Source organism: Pseudomonas saudiphocaensis, assembly GCF_000756775.1.
Taxonomy (GTDB): domain Bacteria; phylum Pseudomonadota; class Gammaproteobacteria; order Pseudomonadales; family Pseudomonadaceae; genus Stutzerimonas; species Stutzerimonas saudiphocaensis.
Genome location: NZ_CCSF01000001.1, coordinates 707012 through 730158 on the forward strand (window position 1 = coordinate 707012; position 23147 = coordinate 730158).

23 protein-coding genes and 2 tRNA genes are annotated in these 23147 nt (G+C 59.9%); 15 read left to right on the forward strand and 10 right to left on the reverse strand.

Features of this window, described 5'->3' with window-relative positions; translation table 11 throughout:
- Positions 1 to 32: 32 nt before the first annotated feature.
- Positions 33 to 635 carry a molybdenum cofactor guanylyltransferase MobA gene (gene mobA, locus BN1079_RS03360; RefSeq protein WP_037022294.1) on the reverse strand — a complete coding sequence of 201 codons (603 nt, stop codon included), beginning with the start codon at positions 633 to 635 and terminating at the stop codon, positions 33 to 35.
- A gap of 68 nt (positions 636 to 703) precedes the next feature.
- Between mobA and moaB the strand changes: the two genes are divergently transcribed.
- The 3 genes from moaB (at position 704) to BN1079_RS03375 (ending at position 3656) form a co-directional block, all read left to right on the forward strand.
- Entirely contained in the window at positions 704 to 1243 is a 540-nt protein-coding gene (moaB, locus tag BN1079_RS03365) for a molybdenum cofactor biosynthesis protein B (protein ID WP_037022296.1), read from the forward strand.
- Positions 1240 to 2451: a molybdopterin molybdotransferase MoeA gene (locus BN1079_RS03370; protein WP_037022297.1), complete on the forward strand. Its 1212-nt coding sequence runs from the start codon at positions 1240 to 1242 to the stop codon at positions 2449 to 2451. The genes moaB and BN1079_RS03370 overlap by 4 nt, the downstream gene beginning before the upstream one ends.
- Positions 2452 to 2621: 170 nt before the next feature.
- Entirely contained in the window at positions 2622 to 3656 is a 1035-nt protein-coding gene (locus BN1079_RS03375) for an acyltransferase family protein (protein ID WP_037022298.1), read from the forward strand.
- A 6-nt stretch (positions 3657 to 3662) separates the two neighbouring features.
- On the opposite strand, the gene BN1079_RS03380 is transcribed toward BN1079_RS03375, so the two are convergent.
- A complete protein-coding gene (locus tag BN1079_RS03380; RefSeq protein ID WP_037022299.1) occupies positions 3663 to 3959 on the reverse strand; it encodes an I78 family peptidase inhibitor in 297 nt (98 codons plus the stop codon).
- A 128-nt stretch (positions 3960 to 4087) separates the two neighbouring features.
- Here BN1079_RS03380 and BN1079_RS03385 point away from each other — a divergent pair, with 128 nt between their 5' ends.
- Both BN1079_RS03385 and BN1079_RS03390 read left to right on the forward strand, forming a co-directional pair.
- Complete coding sequence (locus tag BN1079_RS03385) at positions 4088 to 4489, forward strand: PA2779 family protein (protein WP_037022300.1); 402 nt, start codon at positions 4088 to 4090, stop codon at positions 4487 to 4489.
- On the forward strand, positions 4486 to 5433 hold the full coding sequence (locus BN1079_RS03390; protein WP_171819319.1) for a PA2778 family cysteine peptidase: 948 nt from the start codon (positions 4486 to 4488) through the stop codon (positions 5431 to 5433). The genes BN1079_RS03385 and BN1079_RS03390 overlap by 4 nt, the downstream gene beginning before the upstream one ends.
- Here the strand turns inward: BN1079_RS03390 and BN1079_RS03395 are convergent, their stop codons facing one another.
- A complete protein-coding gene (locus BN1079_RS03395; protein ID WP_037022301.1) occupies positions 5434 to 6717 on the reverse strand; it encodes an NAD(P)/FAD-dependent oxidoreductase in 1284 nt (427 codons plus the stop codon).
- 172 nt (positions 6718 to 6889) lie between these two features.
- On the opposite strand from BN1079_RS03395, the gene BN1079_RS03400 reads away from it, so the two are divergent.
- The 10 genes from BN1079_RS03400 (at position 6890) to BN1079_RS03445 (ending at position 14701) form a co-directional block, all read left to right on the forward strand.
- Positions 6890 to 6966: transfer RNA gene (locus BN1079_RS03400), tRNA-Val, on the forward strand.
- 216 nt (positions 6967 to 7182) lie between these two features.
- Positions 7183 to 9105 (forward strand): threonine--tRNA ligase, encoded by a 1923-nt coding sequence (gene thrS / locus BN1079_RS03405; protein WP_037022303.1) that lies wholly within the window; start codon positions 7183 to 7185, stop codon positions 9103 to 9105.
- Positions 9105 to 9656: a translation initiation factor IF-3 gene (gene infC, locus BN1079_RS03410; protein WP_171819320.1), complete on the forward strand. Its 552-nt coding sequence runs from the start codon at positions 9105 to 9107 to the stop codon at positions 9654 to 9656. The genes thrS and infC overlap by 1 nt, the downstream gene beginning before the upstream one ends.
- Before the next feature lie 62 nt (positions 9657 to 9718).
- A complete protein-coding gene (gene rpmI / locus BN1079_RS03415) occupies positions 9719 to 9913 on the forward strand; it encodes a 50S ribosomal protein L35 (protein WP_037022306.1) in 195 nt (64 codons plus the stop codon).
- Between the two features lie 25 nt (positions 9914 to 9938).
- Positions 9939 to 10295 (forward strand): 50S ribosomal protein L20, encoded by a 357-nt coding sequence (gene rplT / locus BN1079_RS03420; RefSeq protein ID WP_037022307.1) that lies wholly within the window; start codon positions 9939 to 9941, stop codon positions 10293 to 10295.
- A gap of 170 nt (positions 10296 to 10465) precedes the next feature.
- Entirely contained in the window at positions 10466 to 11482 is a 1017-nt protein-coding gene (gene pheS / locus BN1079_RS03425) for a phenylalanine--tRNA ligase subunit alpha (protein ID WP_037022308.1), read from the forward strand.
- A 36-nt stretch (positions 11483 to 11518) separates the two neighbouring features.
- On the forward strand, positions 11519 to 13897 hold the full coding sequence (gene pheT, locus BN1079_RS03430) for a phenylalanine--tRNA ligase subunit beta (RefSeq protein ID WP_037022309.1): 2379 nt from the start codon (positions 11519 to 11521) through the stop codon (positions 13895 to 13897).
- Positions 13898 to 13900: 3 nt separating this feature from the next.
- Entirely contained in the window at positions 13901 to 14203 is a 303-nt protein-coding gene (ihfA, locus tag BN1079_RS03435; RefSeq protein WP_037022310.1) for an integration host factor subunit alpha, read from the forward strand.
- The gene (locus BN1079_RS03440) at positions 14184 to 14540 is read left to right on the forward strand and encodes a MerR family transcriptional regulator (RefSeq protein ID WP_037022311.1); all 357 of its coding nucleotides are present in this window, start codon (positions 14184 to 14186) and stop codon (positions 14538 to 14540) included. Before ihfA ends, BN1079_RS03440 begins: the two co-directional genes overlap by 20 nt.
- 84 nt (positions 14541 to 14624) lie before the next feature.
- Positions 14625 to 14701, forward strand: a tRNA-Pro gene (locus tag BN1079_RS03445).
- 346 nt (positions 14702 to 15047) lie between these two features.
- Here the strand turns inward: BN1079_RS03445 and BN1079_RS03450 are convergent.
- The 7 genes from BN1079_RS03450 to BN1079_RS03480 all read right to left on the reverse strand — a co-directional run bounded on the left by BN1079_RS03450 (position 15048) and on the right by BN1079_RS03480 (position 23071).
- Positions 15048 to 15557 carry a hypothetical protein gene (locus tag BN1079_RS03450; protein WP_037022312.1) on the reverse strand — a complete coding sequence of 170 codons (510 nt, stop codon included), beginning with the start codon at positions 15555 to 15557 and terminating at the stop codon, positions 15048 to 15050.
- Between the two features lie 156 nt (positions 15558 to 15713).
- Positions 15714 to 16175 carry a beta propeller repeat protein gene (locus BN1079_RS03455; RefSeq protein WP_037022313.1) on the reverse strand — a complete coding sequence of 154 codons (462 nt, stop codon included), beginning with the start codon at positions 16173 to 16175 and terminating at the stop codon, positions 15714 to 15716.
- 13 nt (positions 16176 to 16188) lie between these two features.
- Entirely contained in the window at positions 16189 to 17592 is a 1404-nt protein-coding gene (locus BN1079_RS03460; RefSeq protein WP_037022314.1) for a glycosyltransferase family 2 protein, read from the reverse strand.
- The gene (locus BN1079_RS03465) at positions 17589 to 18752 is read right to left on the reverse strand and encodes a HEAT repeat domain-containing protein (protein WP_231850762.1); all 1164 of its coding nucleotides are present in this window, start codon (positions 18750 to 18752) and stop codon (positions 17589 to 17591) included. Before BN1079_RS03465 ends, BN1079_RS03460 begins: the two co-directional genes overlap by 4 nt.
- Positions 18700 to 19830 carry a YaiO family outer membrane beta-barrel protein gene (locus tag BN1079_RS03470; protein ID WP_037022317.1) on the reverse strand — a complete coding sequence of 377 codons (1131 nt, stop codon included), beginning with the start codon at positions 19828 to 19830 and terminating at the stop codon, positions 18700 to 18702. The genes BN1079_RS03465 and BN1079_RS03470 overlap by 53 nt, the downstream gene beginning before the upstream one ends.
- Positions 19827 to 20216 (reverse strand): response regulator transcription factor, encoded by a 390-nt coding sequence (locus tag BN1079_RS03475; RefSeq protein ID WP_037022318.1) that lies wholly within the window; start codon positions 20214 to 20216, stop codon positions 19827 to 19829. Before BN1079_RS03475 ends, BN1079_RS03470 begins: the two co-directional genes overlap by 4 nt.
- 2 nt (positions 20217 to 20218) lie before the next feature.
- Positions 20219 to 23071, reverse strand: a complete 2853-nt coding sequence (locus tag BN1079_RS03480; protein ID WP_037022319.1) for an ATP-binding protein — start codon at positions 23069 to 23071, stop codon at positions 20219 to 20221.
- Between the last annotated feature and the right edge of the window lie 76 nt (positions 23072 to 23147).

Genomic DNA, 23147 nt, shown 5'->3' on the forward strand with positions numbered 1-23147 from the left:
TTGGGATGTGGCTGTGACGTTCTGGGGCAGCGTCAAGTTCCCACGGGCGGGCTTTGCTGGGAGAGCAGTTCAGGAGAGTTCAGGTTGGCCAGTCGAGGATCGTTTTCGGGTAGGTCGAGGCTGCGCGCGCCCAGTTTCAGGAGGATGCGCCAATTGCTTCGTTCGCCAGCTTGCCAGGCGGTTTCTATAGCGTCGGCCTGACTGAGTGCTATCACGCAGAAAAGTGGCTCCCATTGTTCGCCGCGCCGAACCATGACGGGGGTGTCCGGCGCTTGGCGTGCAGAGTTGTACAGGTCTGTAAGTAATGCTTCGTCAATCAATGGTGCATCGCACGGGAGCACCAGTAGCCAGCGATGGCGCGCTGCGGCAAGACCTGCACGAATGCCGGCAAGGGGGCCGGGAAAGCCTGTTTCGTTGTCGGTTATCAGGCGGTCGGCGAAGGTCGCGTATAGGTCGTGGTTGCGATTGCATGAGATAAGCAGGTCGTCCGTCAGGGGACGTGCTATCCGTTGTGGCCAGGCCACTAGAGGCTTGCCATGCCATTCCACCAGGCCTTTGTCCTTGCCGCCCATTCGCTGTCCGCGGCCGCCAGCGAGCAACAGTATCGAGCAATCGGCAAGCAGGTGCTGTGGCATCAAGAGGCTCCGGCAAAAGCCTGTGATATAACACCCGGCATCGCAGGCTAACAACTGGAAGTCGTTTTATGAGTCACCTTGCCGAACAATCGTTTGTACCCCTCAATATCGCCGTTCTGACGGTCAGCGATACCCGTTCGCTGGATACCGATACCTCTGGTCAGCTGCTTGTCGACAGACTTCTGGCGGCTGGGCACCGGCTTGCCGAGCGCGTGCTGCTAAAAGACGACCTCTACCGGATTCGCGCACAGGTTGCGCATTGGATAGCTGAAGACATCGTACAGGTTGTTCTTATCACCGGAGGCACCGGCTTTACCGGGCGCGACAGTACGCCGGAAGCAGTAGCTTGCCTTTTGGATAAGCAGGTAGATGGCTTTGGTGAGCTGTTTCGGCAGCTTTCCGTGGCAGATATTGGCACCTCCACTGTGCAGTCACGCGCCTTGGCTGGTTTGGCCAACTCTACGCTGGTTTGCTGCATGCCTGGCTCGACCAATGCCTGCAGAACTGCCTGGGATGGCATCCTCGCCGAGCAGCTTGATGCACGGCATCGTCCCTGTAACTTTGTCCCACACCTCAAGCAGGCGGCACCGTGCGAGAGCCGCTCATGACAGCGGCAACTACTGCGCTGATGTCGGTGGACGACGCGCGCGAAGCCCTGCTTAAGCTGGCGCAGAGTACTTCGATTCAGGATGTTGAGAGCGTTGCGCTGGAGGAGGTCGCGGGGCGCGTGCTCGGTGAACCTCTGGTTGCAGCTTTGGATCTGCCGCCGTGGCCCAATAGCGCCATGGATGGTTATGCCCTGCGCCAAGCGGATCTTGACGGCCAGCCGTTGGTGGTCTGTCAGAAGATCTTTGCCGGCACCCAGCCGCAACCCTTGCAGCCGGGCTGCTGCGCCAGGATCTTCACGGGGGCGCCTATGCCGGAGGGCGCCGATACCGTTGAAATGCAGGAGAATGTCGAGGTTCTCGAAGATGGCCGGGTGCGCTTCCTCAATCCGGTCAGGCTTGGCCAGCACGTGCGGCCGCAGGCGGGCGAAGCGCGGCGCGGGGAAACGGTGCTAAAGGCCGGTGTGGTGATGGGGCCGATCGAGTTGGGGCTTGCCGCATCGTTGGGAATTGATCGTTTGACGGTGATTCGCAGGCTCAGGGTAGCGCTGCTCTCCTCAGGCGATGAGTTGGTCGAGCCGGGGCGGCCGTTGGCTCCTGGTCAGATCTACAACAGCAATCGCGTGCTGTTGCGCAACTGGCTGCAGCGCCTGGGGTGCGAGGTGGTTGATGGTGGAATTGTGCCGGATGATCCGCTTCAGGTCCGACGCTGTCTGGAGGCATTGCATGACGTTGATCTGATTCTGTCTACCGGCGGTGTTTCGGTTGGTGAGGCCGACTACCTGGGGCAAGTCATGCGTGAGGACGGTGAGCTGGCGTTCTGGAAGCTGGCCATCAAACCAGGCAAGCCGCTTACCTGTGGCACATACCGTGGCGTGGCGGTAATCGGTCTGCCCGGTAATCCGGCATCGACGTTGGTGACGTTCGGGTTGTTTGCAAGGCCGTATCTGCTGCGCCGCATGGGCGTTACTGAGGTGGCACCGCTGAGTTTCCCGGTACCGGCCGGTTTTGTCTGGGATAAGCCCGGCACCCGTCGCGAGTATTTGCGTGCGAGGCTGGAGTCGGGCAGGGCGGTGCTATATCCCAACCAGAGTTCGTCCATCCTGCGCAGCGCAGCCTGGGCCGACGGGCTGGTGGTGATACCCGAGCACAGCCGCCTAAGTGAAGGCGACACGGTGATATTTATTTCTTTTGCCGAGCTGCTTGGCTGACCTCAGCCTTTCTGAGGGTTGGCGCAATGTCCAGCCCTCAGAGATCCTCTTCCTGATCAGCTGACAAACAGATCGGGCTTTCCATTGTCTACGCCTTTTCAACACGCCGGTAACGGTGGGTGGTGTGTCTGCTATGGCCCTGTCAAAGGTCGCTGATTAGGAGAAGAGGGATGCAGGAGAGAAACGCCTGGGTCGATTACGCCAAGGGGATCGGCATTATTCTGGTGGTCTACGGGCATGTTGCGCGCGGGGTCTTCAATGCCGGCTTGCCGATGGATGAGGGTCGATATCTGCTTGTAGACAGCATCATCTACAGCTTCCATATGCCGTTGTTCTTCTTTCTTTCGGGGCTGTTCTTCTATGACTCTCTGATGAAGCGGGGCAGGACAGGACTGATCGTCAACAAGATCGATACTATCGTTTATCCGTTTCTGCTCTGGTCACTGCTGCAGGGGATGTTCGAGGTGGTCTTGTCGGACTACACCAATGGCAGCTTGACCGTCGCGCAGGTGCTGTCTTCCCTGGTCTGGTCGCCACGCGCGCAGTTCTGGTTTCTATACGCGCTGTTTCTGGTCTTCGTGGTGTGTACCTTTGTTTATGCCAAGGCCAGTCGCCGCCTCTTTCTGCCCATACTGCTGGCGTTTTCCGGTCTTTACGTGTTTAGGCAGGACATGCCATCAAACAGCGCTCTTCAGTTTGTTCTCGGCAATGCCGTGTTCTTCGCGTTGGGTATCTGGATCAACGAAATCAAGGCATTCCTTTTGGCGCGCCATGCATATCTGGCGCTGCTGTTCGGCGCATTGTTCGTGCTTGGGCAGTATGTGTTTCATATAACCCTTGGGCTTACCTGGGACGTCGGGGGGCTTCCGGTGCTTGTGCTGGCGACGATCTCGATTCTGTTCATGGTGACGCTGTCGATGTGGCTGGGGCGATTTCGTATCCAGTGGCTTCTGTTCGTTGGTGCGTCATCAATGACGATATATCTGATGCATATTCTCGCTGGCAGCGGGGTTCGGGTGATCATGAGCGCTTTCCTGGGTATAGATTCCATAGCAGCACACCTGCTGATTGGTACCCTGGTGGGGCTTGCAGCGCCTCTGCTGGCGCAGATGATCATTCAGCGCTACAACTTCCACTTTCTGCTATCGCCGCCCCAACCGATATCAGCGACCCGCTTGCGCGCGCGTGCTGTGGCGACGCAGTAAAGCGCGCTATCCGCAGCTGACGCGCTGAATGCGACCGTCTTCGTCGGTTGTCAGGTTCAGTCGCTGGGCGTTGTATTCAAGGGTGACCACATCGCCAGGCCGAAGCAGGCGCGCCACTCTGGCGCCGCTGTCGCGTCGGCTCTGGTCGAGCAATTCAGGGCTGGCCTGTTTGCCGACCAGTTCTTGCACTGCGGCAGCGTTGCAATCTCCAGTGGCGGAAGGGGAGTGATCTGGGGTCAAGGCCTGGCAGCCTGCCAGCGCCACGCCGAGCAGGATCAGAATGCTGGTTCGAGTTGTTTTCATGCGTGCTCCGTATGGATGAGTGCGAAGAGCCTCGGGTAGGGAACTGGCGTAGCCGCCGCGCCGTCTTAGCTGCGGTGGCCCGTTGCGATGGCGCAAGGGGCTGACGAACAATGATAAGGAGTTCCGCCATGTTCAAGTCGTCCCTGATGAAACGAGTAGCCAGCATTTTGGCTGTGATGCACTTTATGCTGTTTGCGCAAATCCCCCTGGCCCAGGCTGCAATGATAGGCACGCCGGAAGTCATTGCCGAACACCAGCAGCAGGTTGACCGCCAGCAGTTGCTGACGATGCTCGAAGACGCCGATGTACAGAAGAAGCTTGAGTCCATGGGCGTCGAACGTGCTCAGGTTGAGCAACGCATCAACAGTCTGACGCCAGCGGAGCTTGCGCAATTCAATCAGCAGTTGGATCAGGCGCCGGCTGGCGCGGGTGTTGTCGGCATCATCGTGCTGTTTCTGGTGATTTTCATCATCACTGACATGCTTTGCGCGACCAACATCTTCAACTTCATCAACTGCATCAACCGTTGATTAGGAAACTGCTCCTGCTGACTGGAGCCATTCTGCTCGGCGCCTGCGCGCGCAGTCCGGTGGTCGTGACGACACCGGATCTGCCGGAGCGGGTCGAGTTGGTTGAGGTGCCGTTTTTCCCGCAGGATGCCTACCAATGTGGACCCGCGGCGCTGGCAACCATGCTGACGCATCGCGGTGTCGACACGGATCCTGAACAATTGGTGGGCCGTGTTTATCTCCCGGAGCGAAAGGGCAGCCTGCAGGTTGAGATGGTAGCCGCGGCACGAGCTCACGACTTGCTGGTTTATCCGCTGGAGCCGCGCCTGGATACGTTGCTTGCCGAAGTAGCAGCGGGTAACCCGGTGTTGGTGTTGCAGAACCTTGCGTTTGACCGCTGGCCTCAATGGCACTTCGCGGTTGTCGTGGGATATGACCTGGTGAGCCAGACGATCATTCTGCGTTCTGGCACTACCGAGCGTTGGACAGGCAGCTTCCGTCAGTTCGAACGCAGCTGGATCAAGGGCAATCGTTGGGCTGTAGTAACCATTGCGCCGGATCGACTGCCCGCCGGGGCCACGGAAACCGTATGGCTCAAGGCAGCAAATGATCTGGAGCAGACCGGGCGCGAGGAGGCTGCGCTTAAGGCTTACAGGACGGCCACGCGACATTGGAACGGTGGTTTGTCCTGGTTTGCCCTGGCGAACAGCCTGTACGCAAAGGGCGACAGGAAATCAGCGGAAAGCGCATTGCGTAGCAGTATCGCCAGTGATGAGGGGTTCGCCGTCGGCTGGTTTAACCTGGCCCAGGTGCTTGCTGAACGTGGCTGCGAGGCGCAGGCCTTCAGCGCGAAAGCCTGTGCTGTGCAGTTGGCGCCGGAGGACAAACGCTTCGCTGCCAGCTTGTCCCCACAGCGTGAGCAGGGAGCCGCCTGTGCGCCACTTCCCCGCTGCCCGGCGGATTGATCAGAAGCCTAGTCGATCGCGCAGGCTGTAATACAGCGCGCCTAATGCGCTCAGAGGTGCGCTGAAGCGTTGCCCTCCGGGGAACGGGTAGTGCGGCAAGCCGGCGAAGGCGTCAAAGCGCTCGGCCTGGCCGCGCAACGCCTCGGCGAGGATTTTCCCGGCCAGATGCGTATAGGTCACTCCATGCCCGCTGCAGCCTTGTGAATAGTAGATGTTGTCGCCGATCCGCCCCACTTGTGGCAGGCGCGACAGCGTCAGGAGGAAGTTGCCGGTCCAGGCAAACTCTGTGCGAATGCCATGCAATTGTGGAAAGGTCTTGAGCATCTTCGCGCGAATAATCGAATCGATATCTGCGGGATCGCGTGCACCATAGACCACGCCACCCCCATAAATCAGGCGCTTATCTGCCGACAGCCGGAAGTAGTCGAGCAGATAGTTGCAGTCCTCAACGCAGTAATCCTGCGGGAGCAGGCTGGCGGCAAGCTCATCGCCCAACGGCTCCGTGGCGATGACCTGAGTTCCGCAGGGCATGGATTTGGCTGCAAGCTCCGGCACCAGGCCGCCAAGATAGGCGTTGCCCGCAACTACTACGAATTTCGCGCTGACCCGGCCGTGGGCCGTATGTACGCAGGGTGATTGACCACGGTCGATACGAGTCGCCGGGCTTTGCTCGTAAATGCTGCCGCCCAGGGATTCCACCGCAGCGGCCTCGCCCAGCGCAAGGTTGAGCGGGTGAATATGGCCGCCGCCGTGGTCCAGCATGCCGCCGCAGTAGCGCTCACAGGCCACCACATTGCGTATGCCGCTGCGGTCGAGCAACTCCAGCTGGTCGTAACCGTAGCGTTCCCATAGCGCTTTTTGCGCTTCCAGATGGTGCATCTGCCTGGCATTGAAGGCAGCGAATACGCCACCGTTCTTTAGGTCGCAGTCGATGCCGTAGCGCGCGACTCGCTCTCGAATGATCCGCCCGCCCTCGAACGCCATCGCGCCGATCAGTTGGGCTGCGTCCGGGCCGGCGCTGCGCTCGACGGTATCGATATCGCGGCTATAACTGTTAACGATCTGCCCGCCGTTGCGTCCGGAGGCGCCGAAGCCTACTCGTGCAGCCTCCAGCACTACGACTCGATAGCCCTGTTCCAGAAGAAAGAGTGCCGTGGAAAGCCCGGTATAGCCCGCACCGATTACGCAAACATCGGTTTCAACGGCCTCGTTCAGGTGTTCACGAATCGGTGCGGCATTCGCGGAGGCTGCATAGTATGAGTCGGGATAGGGCGTGTGCGGCATTTCGTGAACCCCTGTTCTGAATATTTTACGCGATGCTATCGCCATGGATGAATTCGCACCACAGGAATCACAGCTGCGCTGCGGGGTGTTTTCAAAAATCACAGATATCAGTGGCTTAGCGAAAAAAAAGCTTGACGCTGGTAAGCGGATCTATAGAATGCGCGTCCATCGGAGGCACATAGCTCAGTTGGTTAGAGCACCACCTTGACATGGTGGGGGTCGTTGGTTCGAATCCAATTGTGCCTACCAAATTCCGAGAAAAGGGTCGCGCTAGCGGCCCTTTTTTATTGCTCGACTTATAAAGGGTCGGCCGGTTAGTTTCTTTATCCTCCAGTGACTTCGGTTCGCGCCGTTCGGCCTCAGGGCTACTGCCATTGTGCGGCAGAGCAACCAGCGAATCGCTTTCCTGGCTCATCCCAACCCACGTGGCCTTTGGTAGGGGTCACCACTAGGAGAGGAGGCGCCATGCCCATCATTACTCTTCCTGACGGCAGTCAGCGCTCGTTCGATCACCCGGTTTCCGTTGCTGAAGTAGCGCAATCCATTGGCGCTGGTCTTGCCAAGGCAACCATTGCGGGCAAGGTTAACGGTCGCCTGGTCGATGCCTGCGACCTGATCGAGAGCGACGCAACCCTGCAAATCATCACGGCCAAGGATGAAGAGGGGCTGGAGATCATTCGCCACTCATGCGCGCACTTGGTCGGGCATGCGGTCAAGCAGCTCTATCCCTCGGCGAAGATGGTTATCGGCCCGGTGATCGCTGAAGGCTTCTATTACGACATCGCCTTTGATCGCCCTTTCACGCCGGAAGACATGGCGGCCATCGAGCAGCGCATGAAGGAGCTGATCGACACCGAGTATGACGTGATCAAGAAGGTCACTCCTCGGGCCGAGGTCATCGAGGTGTTCCAGGCGCGCGGCGAGGAGTACAAGCTGCGTCTGATCGAGGACATGCCGGACGAGCAGTCCATGGGCCTGTACTACCACGAAGAATACGTCGATATGTGTCGCGGGCCGCACGTGCCCAATACGCGCTTTCTCAAGTCCTTCAAACTGACCAAGTTCTCCGGCGCCTATTGGCGCGGTGATGCGAAGAATGAGCAGTTGCAGCGTATTTACGGTACCGCCTGGGCGGACAAGAAGCAGCTGGCGGCTTATATCCAGCGCATAGAAGAAGCCGAGAAGCGCGACCATCGCAAAATCGGCAAGCGCCTGGGGCTGTTCCATGCCCAGGAAGAGGCGCCGGGTATGGTTTTCTGGCACCCGAACGGCTGGACACTTTACCAGGTGCTAGAGCAGTACATGCGCCAAGTGCAGCGTGAGAACGGCTACCAGGAGATTCGCACGCCGCAGGTCGTTGACCGTGTGCTCTGGGAGAAATCTGGGCACTGGGCCAACTACGCCGAAAACATGTTTACCACTGAATCGGAAAGCCGCGATTACGCGATCAAGCCGATGAACTGCCCGTGTCATGTTCAGGTGTACAACCAGGGTCTGAAGAGCTACCGCGAGCTGCCGTTGCGCCTGGCCGAGTTCGGTGCCTGTCACCGCAACGAGCCATCGGGCGCGTTGCACGGCATCATGCGGGTACGTGGTTTTACTCAGGATGACGCGCATATCTTCTGCACTGAAGAGCAGATGCAGTCCGAGTCGGCGGATTTCATTCGTCTGACGCAGGCGGTGTATGCCGACTTTGGCTTTGACGATATCGAGTTGAAGCTCTCCACTCGCCCCGAAAAGCGTGTCGGCTCAGATGATCTTTGGGATCGTGCCGAGGCGGCTCTGGCGGCTGCGCTCGACAGCGCCGGGCTTCCCTACGAGCTGCAGCCTGGCGAAGGCGCTTTCTACGGGCCGAAGATCGAATTCTCGCTGAAAGACTGCCTGGGTCGTGTTTGGCAGTGCGGTACGTTGCAGCTGGACTTCAATCTGCCGATGCGCCTGGGTGCCGAATACGTTAGCGAGAACAACGATCGTCAGCATCCGGTCATGTTGCACCGTGCGATCCTGGGGTCCTTCGAGCGCTTTATCGGCATCCTCATCGAACATTACGAAGGGGCGTTTCCAGCTTGGCTGGCACCGACGCAAGCGGTGGTGATGAATATCACTGATAAGCAGGCCGACTTCGCGACCGAAGTGGAGAAAACGCTCAATCAGAGTGGCTTCCGTGCCAAGTCCGACTTGAGAAACGAGAAGATCGGCTTTAAAATCCGCGAGCATACCTTGCTCAAGGTTCCCTATCTTCTGGTTATTGGAGATCGGGAAGTCGAGACACGATCCGTTGCCGTGCGCACCCGTGAAGGAACCGATCTGGGCTCCATGCCTCTAGATGACTTCGCCCGGTTGCTCGCACAAGCGGTTTCCCGGCGTGGTCGCCAAGAATTGGAGTAATCACTATTAAGCGTGAAATGAGACAGGATAAACGAGCTGCACCCAAGGCCCCGATCAACGAGAATATCTCGGCTCGTGAGGTCCGTTTGATTGGTGCTGATGGCGAGCAGATTGGCATCGTCTCGATTGATGAAGCGCTTCGTATCGCTGAAGAAGCGAAGCTGGATCTGGTTGAAATCTCAGCCGATGCAACACCCCCAGTATGCCGGGTGATGGATTATGGCAAGCATCTGTTCGAGAAAAAGAAGCAGATTGCTGCGGCGAAAAAGAACCAGAAACAAATTCAAGTCAAAGAAGTCAAGTTTCGTCCAGGGACGGAAGAGGGCGACTATCAGGTCAAGCTACGCAACCTGATGCGTTTCCTGAATGAAGGGGACAGGGCCAAGGTATCGTTGAGATTCCGCGGTCGTGAGATGGCCCATCAGGAGCTGGGGATGGAACTGTTGAAGCGGGTCGAGGCTGACCTGGCGGAATATGGTTCGGTCGAACAGCATCCGAAGATGGAAGGACGCCAGCTGATCATGGTCATCGCTCCCAAGAAGAAAAAGTAACCACCAGGGCACTGGCAGGCCTTGCGGTTATTTGTAATCACTCACAATGTGGAGTACCGAACATGCCAAAGATGAAGACTAAAAGTGGTGCTGCGAAGCGCTTCAAGAAGACTGCTAACGGCTTCAAGCACAAGCACGCTTTCAAGAGCCACATCCTGACCAAAATGACTACCAAGCGTAAGCGTCAGCTGCGTGGTACATCTCTGATGCACCCGTCTGACAACGCAAAAGTAGAGCGCATGCTGCGCGTACGTTAATCGGTCAAGAACAGAGGAATAACTCATGGCTCGTGTTAAGCGTGGTGTCGTCGCTCGTCGCCGTCACAAGAAAATTCTGAAACTCGCCAAAGGTTACTACGGTGCTCGCTCGCGCGTGTTCCGTGTTGCCAAGCAGGCGGTAATCAAGGCTGGCCAATACGCCTACCGTGACCGCCGTCAGCGCAAGCGTCAGTTCCGCGCTCTGTGGATCGCCCGTATCAACGCTGGTGCTCGTCAGAATGGTCTGTCCTACAGCCGTCTGATCGCCGGCTTGAGAAAGTCGTCCATCGAGATCGACCGCAAGGTTCTGGCCGACCTGGCAGTGAGTGAAAAAGCAGCGTTTGCTGCGATTGTCGAAAAAGCTAAAGCTTCTCTGGCCTAAGCCCATCGATAATCTCGGACCTTCGGGTTCGTAGCGTCACCGATAGGGGAAGAGCCTTGTGCTCTTCCCCTATTTCGTATCTGAAGGGGCTTTTTCAAAAGTGCATCTGGCGGTGCGCTCATTGCTGCTGTCGCTGGGTGCGGTTCTGCAAGAACCTCTGGAGGTTGTACATGGAAAACCTGGATGCACTGGTCTCGCAAGCGCTTGAGGCGGTGCAACATAGCCAAGACACTAATGCCCTGGAGCAGATCCGGGTCCAATACCTCGGTAAGAAAGGCGAGCTGACCCAGGTCATGCAGACGCTGGGCAAGCTGTCTGCCGAAGAGCGACCGAAGGCCGGCGCCCTGATCAACGCGGCCAAAAGTCGTGTACAGGACGAGCTGAATGCGAAGAAGGCCCTTCTTGAGCAGGCAGCACTGAGCGCCAGGCTTGCTGCCGAACGCATCGATGTGACCTTGCCTGGTCGCGGCGAAGCCAGCGGCGGACTGCATCCGGTTACCCGTACGCTTGAGCGAATCGAGCAGTTCTTCAGTCATATCGGTTACAGCGTTGCTGAAGGCCCGGAAGTCGAGGACGACTATCACAACTTCGAAGCGTTGAATATTCCGGGGCATCACCCTGCGCGGGCGATGCACGATACCTTCTATTTCGATGCCCGCATGCTGCTGCGTACTCACACCTCCCCGGTACAGGTGCGCACCATGGAGTCGCAGCAGCCGCCGATCCGCATCGTCTGCCCGGGGCGGGTTTATCGCTGTGACTCGGATATCACTCACTCGCCGATGTTCCATCAGGTCGAAGGTCTGCTGGTCGACGAAGACATCAGCTTCGCCGACCTGAAAGGCACTATCGAGCAATTCCTGCGGGTGTTCTTTGAGAAGCCGCTAGGCGTTCGTTTCCGTCCCTCGTTCTTCCCCTTTACCGAGCCTTCGGCTGAAGTGGATATGCAGTGTGTGATGTGCAGTGGCAAGGGTTGTAGGGTATGCAAGCAGACCGGCTGGCTCGAGGTTATGGGCTGCGGAATGGTGCATCCGAACGTGCTGCGCATGTCTGGGATCGACCCAGAGAAATATCAGGGCTTTGCTTTTGGCATGGGTGCCGAGCGGCTGGCCATGTTGCGTTATGGCGTCAACGATTTGCGCCTGTTCTTCGATAACGACCTGAGATTCCTGGCGCAGTTTCGCTAGGTTCGGGTTCAGTCAAGGCATCTTTAGGAGAGCAGGATGAAATTCAGCGAACAGTGGTTGCGTACTTGGGTCAATCCACAGGTTTCCCGTGAGGAGCTTGTGGCACGGCTGTCGATGGTTGGCCTGGAGGTGGATGCGGTTACTCCGGTTGCCGGTGAGTTCAGCGGTGTGGTCGTGGGCGAAGTGCTTAGCACCGAACAGCATCCCGACGCCGATAAGCTGCGCGTGTGCCAGGTCAGCAATGGCAGCGAAACCTTTCAAGTGGTCTGTGGTGCGCCCAACGTGCGTCCCGGTCTGAAAATCCCCTTCGCCATGATCGGCGCCAAGCTGCCAGGGGACTTCAAAATCAAGAAGGCCAAGCTTCGTGGTGTCGAATCCAACGGCATGCTGTGCTCGGAAACCGAGTTGCAGATCGGCACCGATGACAGCGGCCTCATGGAGCTGGCGGAAGATGCCCCGGTGGGTGGCGATCTGCGAGGGTACTTGGGGCTGGACGATGCAAGCATCGAGATTGGCCTGACGCCGAACCGTGGCGACTGCCTTTCCATCGCCGGGCTTGCCCGTGAAGTAGGCGCAATTTACGCAGCAGAAGTCTCGCCGGTTGATGTAGCCCCCGTGGCTGCCACTCATGACGAAGTGCGTCCGGTTGAAGTGCTCGCGCCGAAAGCCTGTCCGCGTTATCTCGGTCGGGTAATTCGCGGTGTCGATCTGTCTCGTCCAACACCGCTGTGGATGGTCGAGCGCTTGCGTCGCTCCGATATCCGCAGCATCGACGCGGTAGTGGATGTCACCAACTACGTGATGCTTGAGCTGGGGCAGCCGTTGCATGCCTTCGATCTTGCCGAAATCAATGGCGGCATTCGAGTGCGGATGGCTGAAGAGCAGGAAAAGATCGTCCTGCTCGACGGACAGGAAGTTTCGCTGCGCGCCGATACGCTGGTGATTGCCGACCATCAGCGCGCTCTCGCAATTGCCGGTGTGATGGGCGGTGAGCACAGCGGTGTGAGCGCTTCGACGCAGGATCTGTTCCTGGAAAGCGCCTTCTTCGACACCATTGCCCTTGCAGGCAAGGCGCGTTCCTACGGGCTGCATACCGATGCCTCGCATCGCTACGAGCGTGGTGTAGATTCCCAGCTTGCTCGCCGCGCTATGGAGCGCGCTACCGCGCTGTTGCTGCAGATCGTCGGTGGCAGCGCCGGTCCGGTTATCGATGTCACCAGTGAAGCCGATCTACCGGAAGTCGCGCCGATAGTATTGCGTGCTGAGCGTATCGATCAGATGCTCGGACTGGAGCTGCCGGCAGGGCAGGTCGTCTCGCTGCTTTCTGCGTTGGGCTTGGGCGTTGTCGAGAAGTCGCAGGGCTGCTGGGAAGTCAGCGTGCCCAGCCATCGTTTCGATATCAGCCTTGAGGTCGACCTTATTGAAGAACTGGGGCGGCTGTATGGTTACGACCGCTTGCCAGTTCGTTATCCCCAGGCGCGCCTTGCACCCGAGGCCAAGCCAGAAGCCCGTGCCGAACTGCCGGCCTTTCGCCGCCTGTTAGTCGCACGCGGTTATCAAGAAGCGATTACCTACAGCTTCATCGATCCGAAACTGTTCGAACTGTTCAGTCCTGGTGTTGAGCCGCTGCAGCTGGCCAACCCGATTTCCTCGGATATGGCTGCCATGCGGTCAACGCTGTGGCCGGGACTGATCAAGGCGCTGCAGTACAACCTGAACCGTCAGCAAACGCGTGTTCGTCTGTTTGAAAGCGGTTTGCGTTTTGTAGGTCAGCTTGGCGAGTTGAAGCAGGAAGCGATGCTCGCCGGCGTCGTGACCGGAAGCCGTTTGCCAGAAGCTTGGAGCAATGGGCGCGAAACGGTCGACTTCCACGACATGAAAGCCGATATCGAGGCCGTGCTCGGCTACGCTGGTGATGCCTCGGCCTATACCTTTATCGCCGCTGAACATCCTGCGCTGCATCCCGGACAGACGGCGCGCATCGAACGGGAAGGGCGTCTGGTCGGATACGCCGGCAGCCTGCATCCGGAGCTGGCTGCCACGCTGGATATCGATCAGCCGGTTTACCTTTTCGAGCTGTTGATTGCAGAAATCAGCGAGGGGCGACTGCCGCGCTTCAGCGAGCTTTCGCGTTTCCCCGAGGTGCGTCGCGATCTGGCGATTCTTGTGGCAACCGATGTTCCTGCAGGCGATGTGCTGGGCTGCATCCGCGAAGCGGCGGGCGATAACCTGGCGGACCTCAAGCTATTTGACGTTTATCAGGGAAAAGGTATTGATCCGCTTAGCAAAAGTATGGCAGTCGGCTTGACCTGGCAGCACCCTTCGCGCACTCTTACCGACGATGAGGTGAGCGGTGCGATGCAGAAAATCCTCGCCTCCCTGGAAGAAAGGTACAACGCCACGTTAAGGAAATAGCGTATGGGGGCTCTGACGAAAGCTGAAATGGCCGAACGTCTTTATGAAGAGCTAGGCTTAAATAAGCGCGAAGCCAAGGAACTGGTCGAGCTGTTTTTTGAGGAAATTCGCCAGGCGCTGGAGCAGAACGAGCAAGTCAAGTTGTCCGGGTTCGGCAACTTTGATCTGCGCGATAAGCGTCAGCGGCCTGGGCGCAACCCCAAGACCGGTGAGGAAATTCCGATTACGGCACGCCGTGTCGTGACTTTCCGTCCGGGGCAGAAACTCAAAGCCAGGGTCGAGGCCTATGCTGGAACCAAGCCATAACGACGAGCTTCCGACGATACCGGGCAAGCGCTATTTCACCATTGGTGAGGTCAGTGAACTCTGCGCGGTAAAGCCCCACGTACTGCGTTACTGGGAACAGGAATTCCCACAGCTAAACCCGGTAAAGCGCCGCGGCAACAGGCGCTACTACCAGCGTCAGGACGTGCTGATGATTCGCCAGATTCGGGCGCTTCTTTATGATCAGGGCTTCACAATTGGCGGTGCCAGGCAGCGTCTCTCCGGCGACGAGGCGCGCGAAGACACCACTCAGTACAAGCAGATGATCCGTCAGATGATTTCTGAGCTGGAGGAAGTGCTGCAGGTCTTGCGGAAATAAATCGCCAAGGCGTTAAAAAACTTTCACATTTTCAGAAGCTTAAGGTATAGTGCGATCCGTTTTCAGCAGTGCTGAAACACTAGTCGGGGCGTAGCGCAGCCTGGTAGCGCACTTGCATGGGGTGCAAGGGGTCGAGTGTTCGAATCACTCCGTCCCGACCAAAAATCCCTAGAAAATCCAGTTACTTAGCGGTGACTGGATTTTTTTATGCCTGGTAATTTCCCACTCTGGCCAGAATTCTGCGTTTTGGTCACCGTTAGGTCACCGTTAGCGGATGTCTACATTTCTAAGCGCCGCGCCTGTCGGCGGTTTGCTGATAGAAAAACTCCCAACATTCTGTGCGGTTAGCACAAGGGGCTCGCTACCGACGGCAGTTTCCGCGTCGATCGCACTTGGCGGCGGGCCTGCATCCGCTGATTGACCGTGCGGGCCACGCAGCCTCCGATTGCGCGCGCCTTCCCGACTGAGGGCCGAAGCGTCCCGTACGGGCGTGCAAGGGAAGCAATGTCACTGGTCGTCGTCGAAAGCCCCTTTTATTGACCACCCAGGGGTGTAGATGATGCTCTTGTTGCCCTTTTCCATGGCTGTTGTGTAGCTATCAAGGACAACACTTTCGCGGTCTATTTTACGGGGCTTGTACGTGCTAACTAGGCCATAGCCAATCCGACCATCCCGGCTTGTTTCTCCTTTCTCTTGGCCCAGACTAAGGCGTAGGAGGCTTGGGTACAGGCTTGAGGCCAGCTCGATCTGCTTCTGGATTGACGCTATCCTAGTAACTCCTTGCGGCTGGCTCGTAGTGCCGGCCAGTTTTGCATGGATCGCGTCGTCAATTTTATTAAGCCGTTCTACCAGCTTTCTGATTCTTTCAGCCTGACCAAAACCCATCTGATCAGCCGTGTAGATGTCGTGCCAAATGCCCTTTACGACACCCAGTTTTCTCCTCGGCCACAAGCTGACCTGTGTAAATCCGATACTTTGAGCAAAGTCCAGTAGATCTAGTGGGAGTCTATTTTGCACTGTGTTACTCCTCTTCCTTGCAGAGGCTTGATGTTAACAGTGAAAGCCTGATACTAGCGATGTGCCACCTGGCATGGAGTTTGAGCGGCGAAAAGCGAGCAGTAGCTCTTAACTACCTGTCCACCAGTTCAGGGACAGACCAAGGTGACTGTGGAATCACAGGGATGCAGCTCGACATAAAATAGTGCCGCGATCACCAACTGCATAAACCGCTCCGCTACGGCTTGCACAGACAGCGCGAAGACCTACATCAGTGCCGCTGGGTTCGGAGATCCACTGATTGCCCTCAAGACTAAGAATGCGGCCACGGGTGCCGACGGCATAGGCACTGCCTGCAGTGGTTCCTGCAATGCTCAGGAGATCATCGCGTAGGCGAGTCGGCTGCAGTTGCCAGCGGCTGCCGTTGAAGTGGGCCATGGTGCCAGAGAGACCGACGGTGTAGATGTCATCAAGTGAAGTCCCCCATACGCTGTACAGGAAGCTTTCCGTTCCGACGTTGAATGGCGCCCAATCTCGACCGTTGTAGCGCAGCACCAGGCCGAAGTCCCCGACAGCTAACAGGTGCTGACTATCCCAGCCCCACAGGCCGTACAGGGCAGACTGGGTGCCGCTCGGCATGCGTTTCCCATCTTCAGTTTTGTCCCCAGGTACCATCGCGGCGCATCGCACCCCAATGGTGGCGTCGACGGGAAAACCATTGCCACAGGCCTCGGCAGCGCCAAAGCGTATTCAGTTGGCGGTAGCCCAGGTTCTCCAGCACGGCCATTAGAAACAGCTGAAGCATGTCCCGCCGTCGGGTATAGACGCGGAAGGACAAGGTCTCCAGCAGCAGGCCGTTGACCGACAGCAGAATGCCCATGCCGACCGCCACCAGCAGAAACAGCGTCAGGGCGGAAAGCGACACCGCCCCCAGGGCGAATCCGCCCAGCATGAAGCCGTACCCGGCCAGCTCGATCAGGGGCCCCAGCCACTCGAACAATGCCATGAAGGGCCATGCCAGCCAGCCCGGTGTGCCTCCGCGTCGGCTGAATGCCAGCCGGGCATGCCGCCCCAGGCTCTCGGCCAGCCCCCGCTGCCATCGGCTGCGTTGGCGACCCAGCGTGCCGAGGTCCTGCGGGCATTCGGTCCAGCAGATGGGGTCGGGCAGGTAGCGGATTCGGTACGGAATGCGCTGCTGGCGGTGGTAGCGGTGCAGGCGAACCACCAGTTCCATGTCTTCGCCGACGGTGTCGGTTCGGTAACCGCCCACGGCGATGACCCGTTCGCGATCGAACAGGCCGAAGGCGCCGGAAATGATCAGCACGGCGTTCAGCGGCGACCAGCCAAGACGACCGAAGAGGAACGCGCGCAGGTATTCGACGATCTGAAACCGGGCCAGCCAATTCTTCGGCAGCGCGGCCTGGATCAGGTAGCCTCCGCGCACCCGCGAGCCGTTGGCGATGCGTACCGTGCCGCCGGCGGCGATGGTGCGCTCGTCTTCCAGAAAGGGTTGCACCAGACGCAGCAGGCTGTCTCGCTGCAGGATCGAGTCGGCGTCCACGCCACAGAACAGCCCATGGCGAGCCGCGTTGATGCCGGCGTTCAACGCATCGGCCTTGCCGCCATTCTCCTTGTCTATCACGCGCAGGTTGGTATAGCGCCGGGAGCGGTAGATGGTGACCACCGGTTTGTGCGCCACCGATTGGCGCAGCGACTCGGGGTAGGGCACCAGCGCGAATTCTTCCATCAGTACTTCGAGGGTGCGGTCCTTCGAACCGTCATTGATCACCACGACCTCAAACTCCGGGTATTGCAGCTGCAACATGGAGCGGACCGAGGTGCGAATCGTCGCTTCCTCGTTGAAGGCCGGCATGAGGATGGAGACCGGCGGCTCGACACCCAGGTAGGGGGCTGCTTCACCGATGACCGCGCGCTCGCGCATATAGGCCATCAGGCTCGCCATCGAGAGCACGTTGAGCATCAGGTAGGTGCCGTTGAGCAGCACGAAATACAGGATGAACCCCAGTTGCAGCCACCACAGCCAATCGGCATTCATCGTCCCGCCTCCGCGATGGCCCGGCGAAGGGCATCCTGGCCGTAGCGATCATCGACGGCCTGGAGCAGCTGCTGCAGTCGCTCGGCGGTCATGCCCGGCAGTACGGTGAGGCTGTTGGCTGCGGCCTGGCGGACCGGCCAGTTCGGGTCTTCCAGCAAGGGCATGAACAGGTTCCAATCTTCGCTGCGTGCTTGCCGGCTCAAGGCCAGCAGGGCCTCGAGGCGTACGCTCGGGTTGTTGTGCGCCAGCATTTCGATCAGGCAGGCCCGGTCACGGGGGTCGCCCAGCTCGCCCAGGCAGCGCAGTGCCACGAGCAGCCGTTCGATGGGCGCCTCGTCATCGAGCTGCGCACGTGCCCAACCCGCAGCGTGACGGGGGTCGCTATGGACCAGCAGAGCGGCCAGGCGATGATCGGAGGCGGGCGTCGTATTCAGGAGTGCCAGCAGCGGCCCCGTTACCGCCTGCTCGCCGGCTTGCAGGCACAGACTGGCCAGGCGAGGAAGCGCCCAGTCCGGCCGGCTTGCCGCCGCGGCCAGGATGGTCTGCATCGCACGAGCCGAATCGATCGCCACCAGGGTCTGGGCGGCTGTCAGCGAGACGATGGTGTTGCGACTCTGCAGCAGAGGCATCACCGCATCCCAGTGCCTCGTGTCGGCCAGGTGACGCAGGCAGGTCAGGCCGATGAGCTTGTCGCGGACCCTACCGCGCAGCAGCCCCAGCGCCTGATGCTCCATGCCCAGAGCCACCAGCGCACGGTTCATCCGCTCGTGGGCGGCGCCGCGCAATTGCATCTGGGTACGGTTCCATTGCAGGAGCAGCCAGCGCTGCTGCGTACGTGAACGCGGCAGGGCCGCCTCGGGGAGGTCGTCGGACAGGCTGCACATGGCGAAGTAGGGTCGCCAGCTGTCGTTGAATATCTGCCGACGCTTGGCCTGACGCTTGGCGACTTCACCGAACAGCAACACCTGCACCATGACCAGCACGGTGAGGACCGCCAGCCCAACCACGCCATAGAAGGCCAGTTGCAGCACCGCGTCCTCCGGCTTCAACGCCGCCCACGCCTGTAGCGGCGCCTCGCAGAGCAGCTCAGGGCAGCGCAGATTCCACTCAGAAGGCATGGCGCAGGCCGAGCTGGAGCCATTGTCGGGTGTAGTAGTCACCTTGCTCGTGATGGCCGACTTCCCAGGTCATCGCCCAGCGCCGGGAAAACCAGTGGCGTCCCTGGAGGCTGATCGCGCGGACGTCGCTAGTGATCAGTTGCTGTTCCTCGACGGCCTCTTCTTCACCGGCCGTCAGCCGCACGCCGGCATAACTGAGGCCCCGGTAGTAATAATCCAGCCCCAGATTGTGGCCCACGGGCGTTCCCGCGTTGGCGACATCGGTGATGTTCAGCGTGTAGCCGGCGCGCCAGTTGCCGAAATAGCGTTCGGCATTCAGGGCGAGCCGATCGACGCGCGTGGTTTCGTACTCGGTACGACGGACGCTGACCGCGCCCAGATAGCCGGCTTCAAAGCGTCGCTGCAAGCGCAGGTCAGCGTGCCATTCAGGAAGGAAGTACGGGGAGGGTTGGTAGCCGACTTCCGGTTGCAGCGTCCATTTTTCGTTCAGCGGCAAGATCGTACCCAGCTCGACGCCCTCGTCCCACTCGCCAAAGCGTTGCTCGCGCAGCAGGGCGCCGTACCAGGCGGGGCCTTCCGGGCGTGTCGAGGAGTAGTCCAGGCGATGGCTGCGCCAGTCGTCGAAGCCATTGTCCAGCGCGTCCTTGCGAGTGGAAATCTGCAGTTCGTGGCGCCGTTGCGTCGACAGGTCGGAAACGGGCGCGGCTGAGGTCACCGGGACGGCCGATGCCGCGCGGGCCTGCTGGATCGCGGTTTGGATATCGGCATAATCCGGTGCGATGGCGGCGGCGCGCTCCAGCGACTCCAGGGCGCGTTGGGGAAAGCCCGCCCAAAGCAGGGCCTGGCCCTGGCCAAGCAGGTAGTCGGCATTTTCAGGCTGGCTGCTCAGCAGCGACTCGTAGATCGGCAAAGCGTCTTCGGTGCGGCCTTGCCAGGCGTATACACGCGCCAGCAGAAAGCGCGCCTCCTGGTCACCGGGTTGCTGCGCGAGATGGGCTTCCAGCGTCGCGCGGGCGGCGTCGAGCTGCTGATCGCGCACCTGGCGTTCCGCCGTCGCGAGATCCGCCAGCGCGGCGGCGCAGGGCAATGCCAGCGCCAGGAACAGGGCCACGCGGATCATCGCCGCCCCCTCAGTAGACGACGAATCCGTGCCAGCAGCTCTTCAGGCTGAAAGGGTTTGGTCACATAGTCGTCGGCGCCCAGCTCCAGCGCGCGGACCACGTCCGCCTCGCGTGCCTTGGCGGTGAGCATGAGCACCGGTACCGCTTCCCAACCGGCCTGGGCCCGCAGCCGTTCGATCAGCTCCAGCCCATCGTGGTAGGGCAGCATGATGTCCATCAATGCCAGGTCAGGCGGGGTAGACGTGGCGAAGTGCTCCAGCGCCTGGCGCCCATCGGCCGCATGCTCGACGACGAAACCGTGACGTTCGAGCAGGAAGCGGATGAGAAAGGCGATGTCCTCTTCGTCTTCGACCATGAGAATGCGTTGTCCAGCAGAGCCTTGCATGTCTAAACCTCGTTGTTGTCGTTGTGCTGCGCGGTGGGCCAACGCAGCAGCAGATGCTGGATCAGCCGGGCGAGTTGATCGCTGTCGTGGCGAGACTTGACCAGCTGACGCAGGGTCAATCGGTTGTCCACCACCGGCGCGTCGAGCGCGGAAAAGAGAATGACCGGCGGCGCCGGATCGCTGCTGGCCAGCAGGTCGAACAGTTCGGTGCCGCTGCCGTCCGGCAGCATCAGGTCGAGGATCACCAGATCGAAGTGCTGGGTTTCGATCAGCTGCCGGGCTTCGCCAAGGGTGGCCACGCCCTGCAGCTCCACATTCAGCGTGGCGATGCCTCTGGCCAGCAGGGTCCGCAGGTCCTCATCGTCTTCCACATGAAGAATTCGTGGCCGGGCGGCCTGGTGGGGTAGGCAGGCCTGAATCATCGTCACCACGCGTGCCGCGTCGACGGGCTTGTGCAGCCAGTCGATCACGCTGACCGCGCCGCCTTGAAGCGCCGCCTCGTCGCTGTCCCGGCGTTGCGGTTGCAGGCCGACGATCAATACCGGCAGCGAGCGATAGGGCGTTTGGCTGCGCAGGCTCTGCAGGAAAGCACCGTTTTCTTCCTCCGCCAGCGCCGCGCTCAGTGTCAGGGCGTCGATGCTGTGATGGGCAAATAGGGCACGTGCTTCGTCGGTGCTTGAGGCGGTCAGGGTGGCGTAACCGTGCTGGTGTAGGGCCTCGGCCAGCAATTTCGATGAAGCCTGGTCCGGCTCGACGATCAGTATCAGCGTGCGAGGCGCGGACGATGTCGAAACGGGTGGTGGAGTAGGCTCCGGTTCCGCGCGCGTTGACGACTGGAGCGGTAGCCGGAGCCAGAAGCGGCTGCCCTGGCCGGGTGTCGAGTCGAAACCCACCTGTCCATGCATGTTTTCGACCAGCGCACGGGTGATCGCCAGCCCCAGGCCGGTGCCGCCACGTTGGCGGACGTCGGAGGAATCCGCCTGGGCGAATCGCTGGAAAATCCGCGCGCGGAAGTCGTCGGGGATGCCGGCGCCTTCATCCCGGACGCCGATTTCCAGCGTGCCGTTGTCGGCATGTAGATCGACCGTGACGGTTCCGCCACGCGGCGAATGTTTGATGGCGTTGGACAGCAGGTTCGCCATCACCTGGGCGAAGCGATCCGGGTCCACCTTGACCTCGGTGTTCTGCGGGCCGGCTTGGGGCGTGAGTATCACGCTCACGCCGTACTCGCTGGCATAGGGCACGATGTCGAACAGCGACTGTTCGACCAAGGTCAGGGCGTCGCAATACTGTGCATCGAACACCATACGGCCGGCGTCGAGCTTCTCGATATCGAGGATGTCGTTGATCAGCCTGACCAGTCGCTCGCTGTTCTTGTTGGCAATGGCCAGGAGCGGCTGCGCCGCGTCGGGAATCGGGCCGGCGACGCCGCTGACGAGCATGCCGAGCGCGCCGCGAATGGAGGTCAGGGGCGTGCGCAGCTCATGGCTGACGGTGGAGATGAATTCGGTCTTCATCTGTTCCATGCGGTGGCGCTGGGAAATGTCCACAGCCACCGTCACCACGTGGCAAGTCCTCGCCGACGTGCGCAAGGGACGCTTGACCATCTGGAACCAGTGTTCCTGGCCATTGAGGTCGGTGAGCGCCACTTCACTGACGCGCAACTCGCCGATGCCCTGGCAAAGTTCGTCCTCGCCCATCAGGAGCGGCGCAAACAGCTGAGCCGAAGGAATATCGCCCGGCACGTGCTGCTCCAGATGGTGCGGCTGTAGATTGATCAGCTTCGCCAAGGCGCTGTTGCACAGCAGGAACCGGCCTTCCTGGTCGCGGACGAAGATCAGGTTGTCATCGGTATCGACCACCCGCCGCAGGAAGGCCTGGTGATCGCGCAGCGACTCACGGCTTCGCTCCAGCTCGGTCACATCACGTGCGATCGCCAGATGATCGCCCAGCCCGGTGGGCGCCAAGCGGACTTCGAAGATGCGTTTATCCAGCAGCTGGCACCAGAGTGTTCGGCGTGCCTGATCGTCTTCGCGTTGCTTGAGTAGATCAAGCAGCAAGGGTTCGATCGCATGTGGCATAGGACCCGGCGTGGCGCCCATGGATAAATTGGACACGCGCTGCCGGCTATCCACGGTGTAGAGCTGGTCGGGAATCGCCTCGAGCAAGGCGCTCAGGCGGGCCGCGCCGGCTTGTGCGGTTTGTGCCAGTTGATGGCGAATATTCAGGCTTCGCTGAACCGCCCACAGCGCGGCCAGGAACAGCAACCCCACGATCAGATTGCCCAGCAGCGCCAGTTGCTGGCTGCGCTGCGTGGTGTCAGCGACCTTCCGGTTGGATGCCTCGAGTTGGCGGCGTTCCCGCTGTTCGACCGCGTTGAGCAACCCCCGCAGCCGATCCATCAACTGCCTGCCGCCGGTCTGCTGCACGCGCTCGGCGGTGGCTTCCAGTCCGGCGTCGCGTCGATGCTGGATGTTTCTCGCGGCGATCTCGATCCGTTCGGCAATGGCTGCGTCGAGGGTTGCGAACCAGGGAGTATCAGGGAAATCCCGGCCCCGGAGCTGCAATTCCAATGCGCGCCGGTCGCGTTCCAGGTGCGAGAGGCCATCAATGTAGGGCTCCAGATAGATCGGGTCGCCGGTAATGATGAAACCGCGCGATCCCGTCTCGATATCCTGCAGAGAAGACAGCATCGCCTGGACCAAGGTGATGATTTCCAGGCTCTGCGCGACGGAGCGGTTGTTGGCCAGCAACGCTTCCTGCGTGCGCTTGCCGTGCCAGGCGAGAACCGCGAGCAGCACAAACGCCAGGAGAAAAGCGAGGTAATGCCAGCCTCTGGCAGCGCGTGTCAGCAAACCTTTACTCCTTCGCCCGGACCGACAACAGATGGCCGTCCAGGCTCCGGGCTGGCGACCTACCTATCAAACTGCA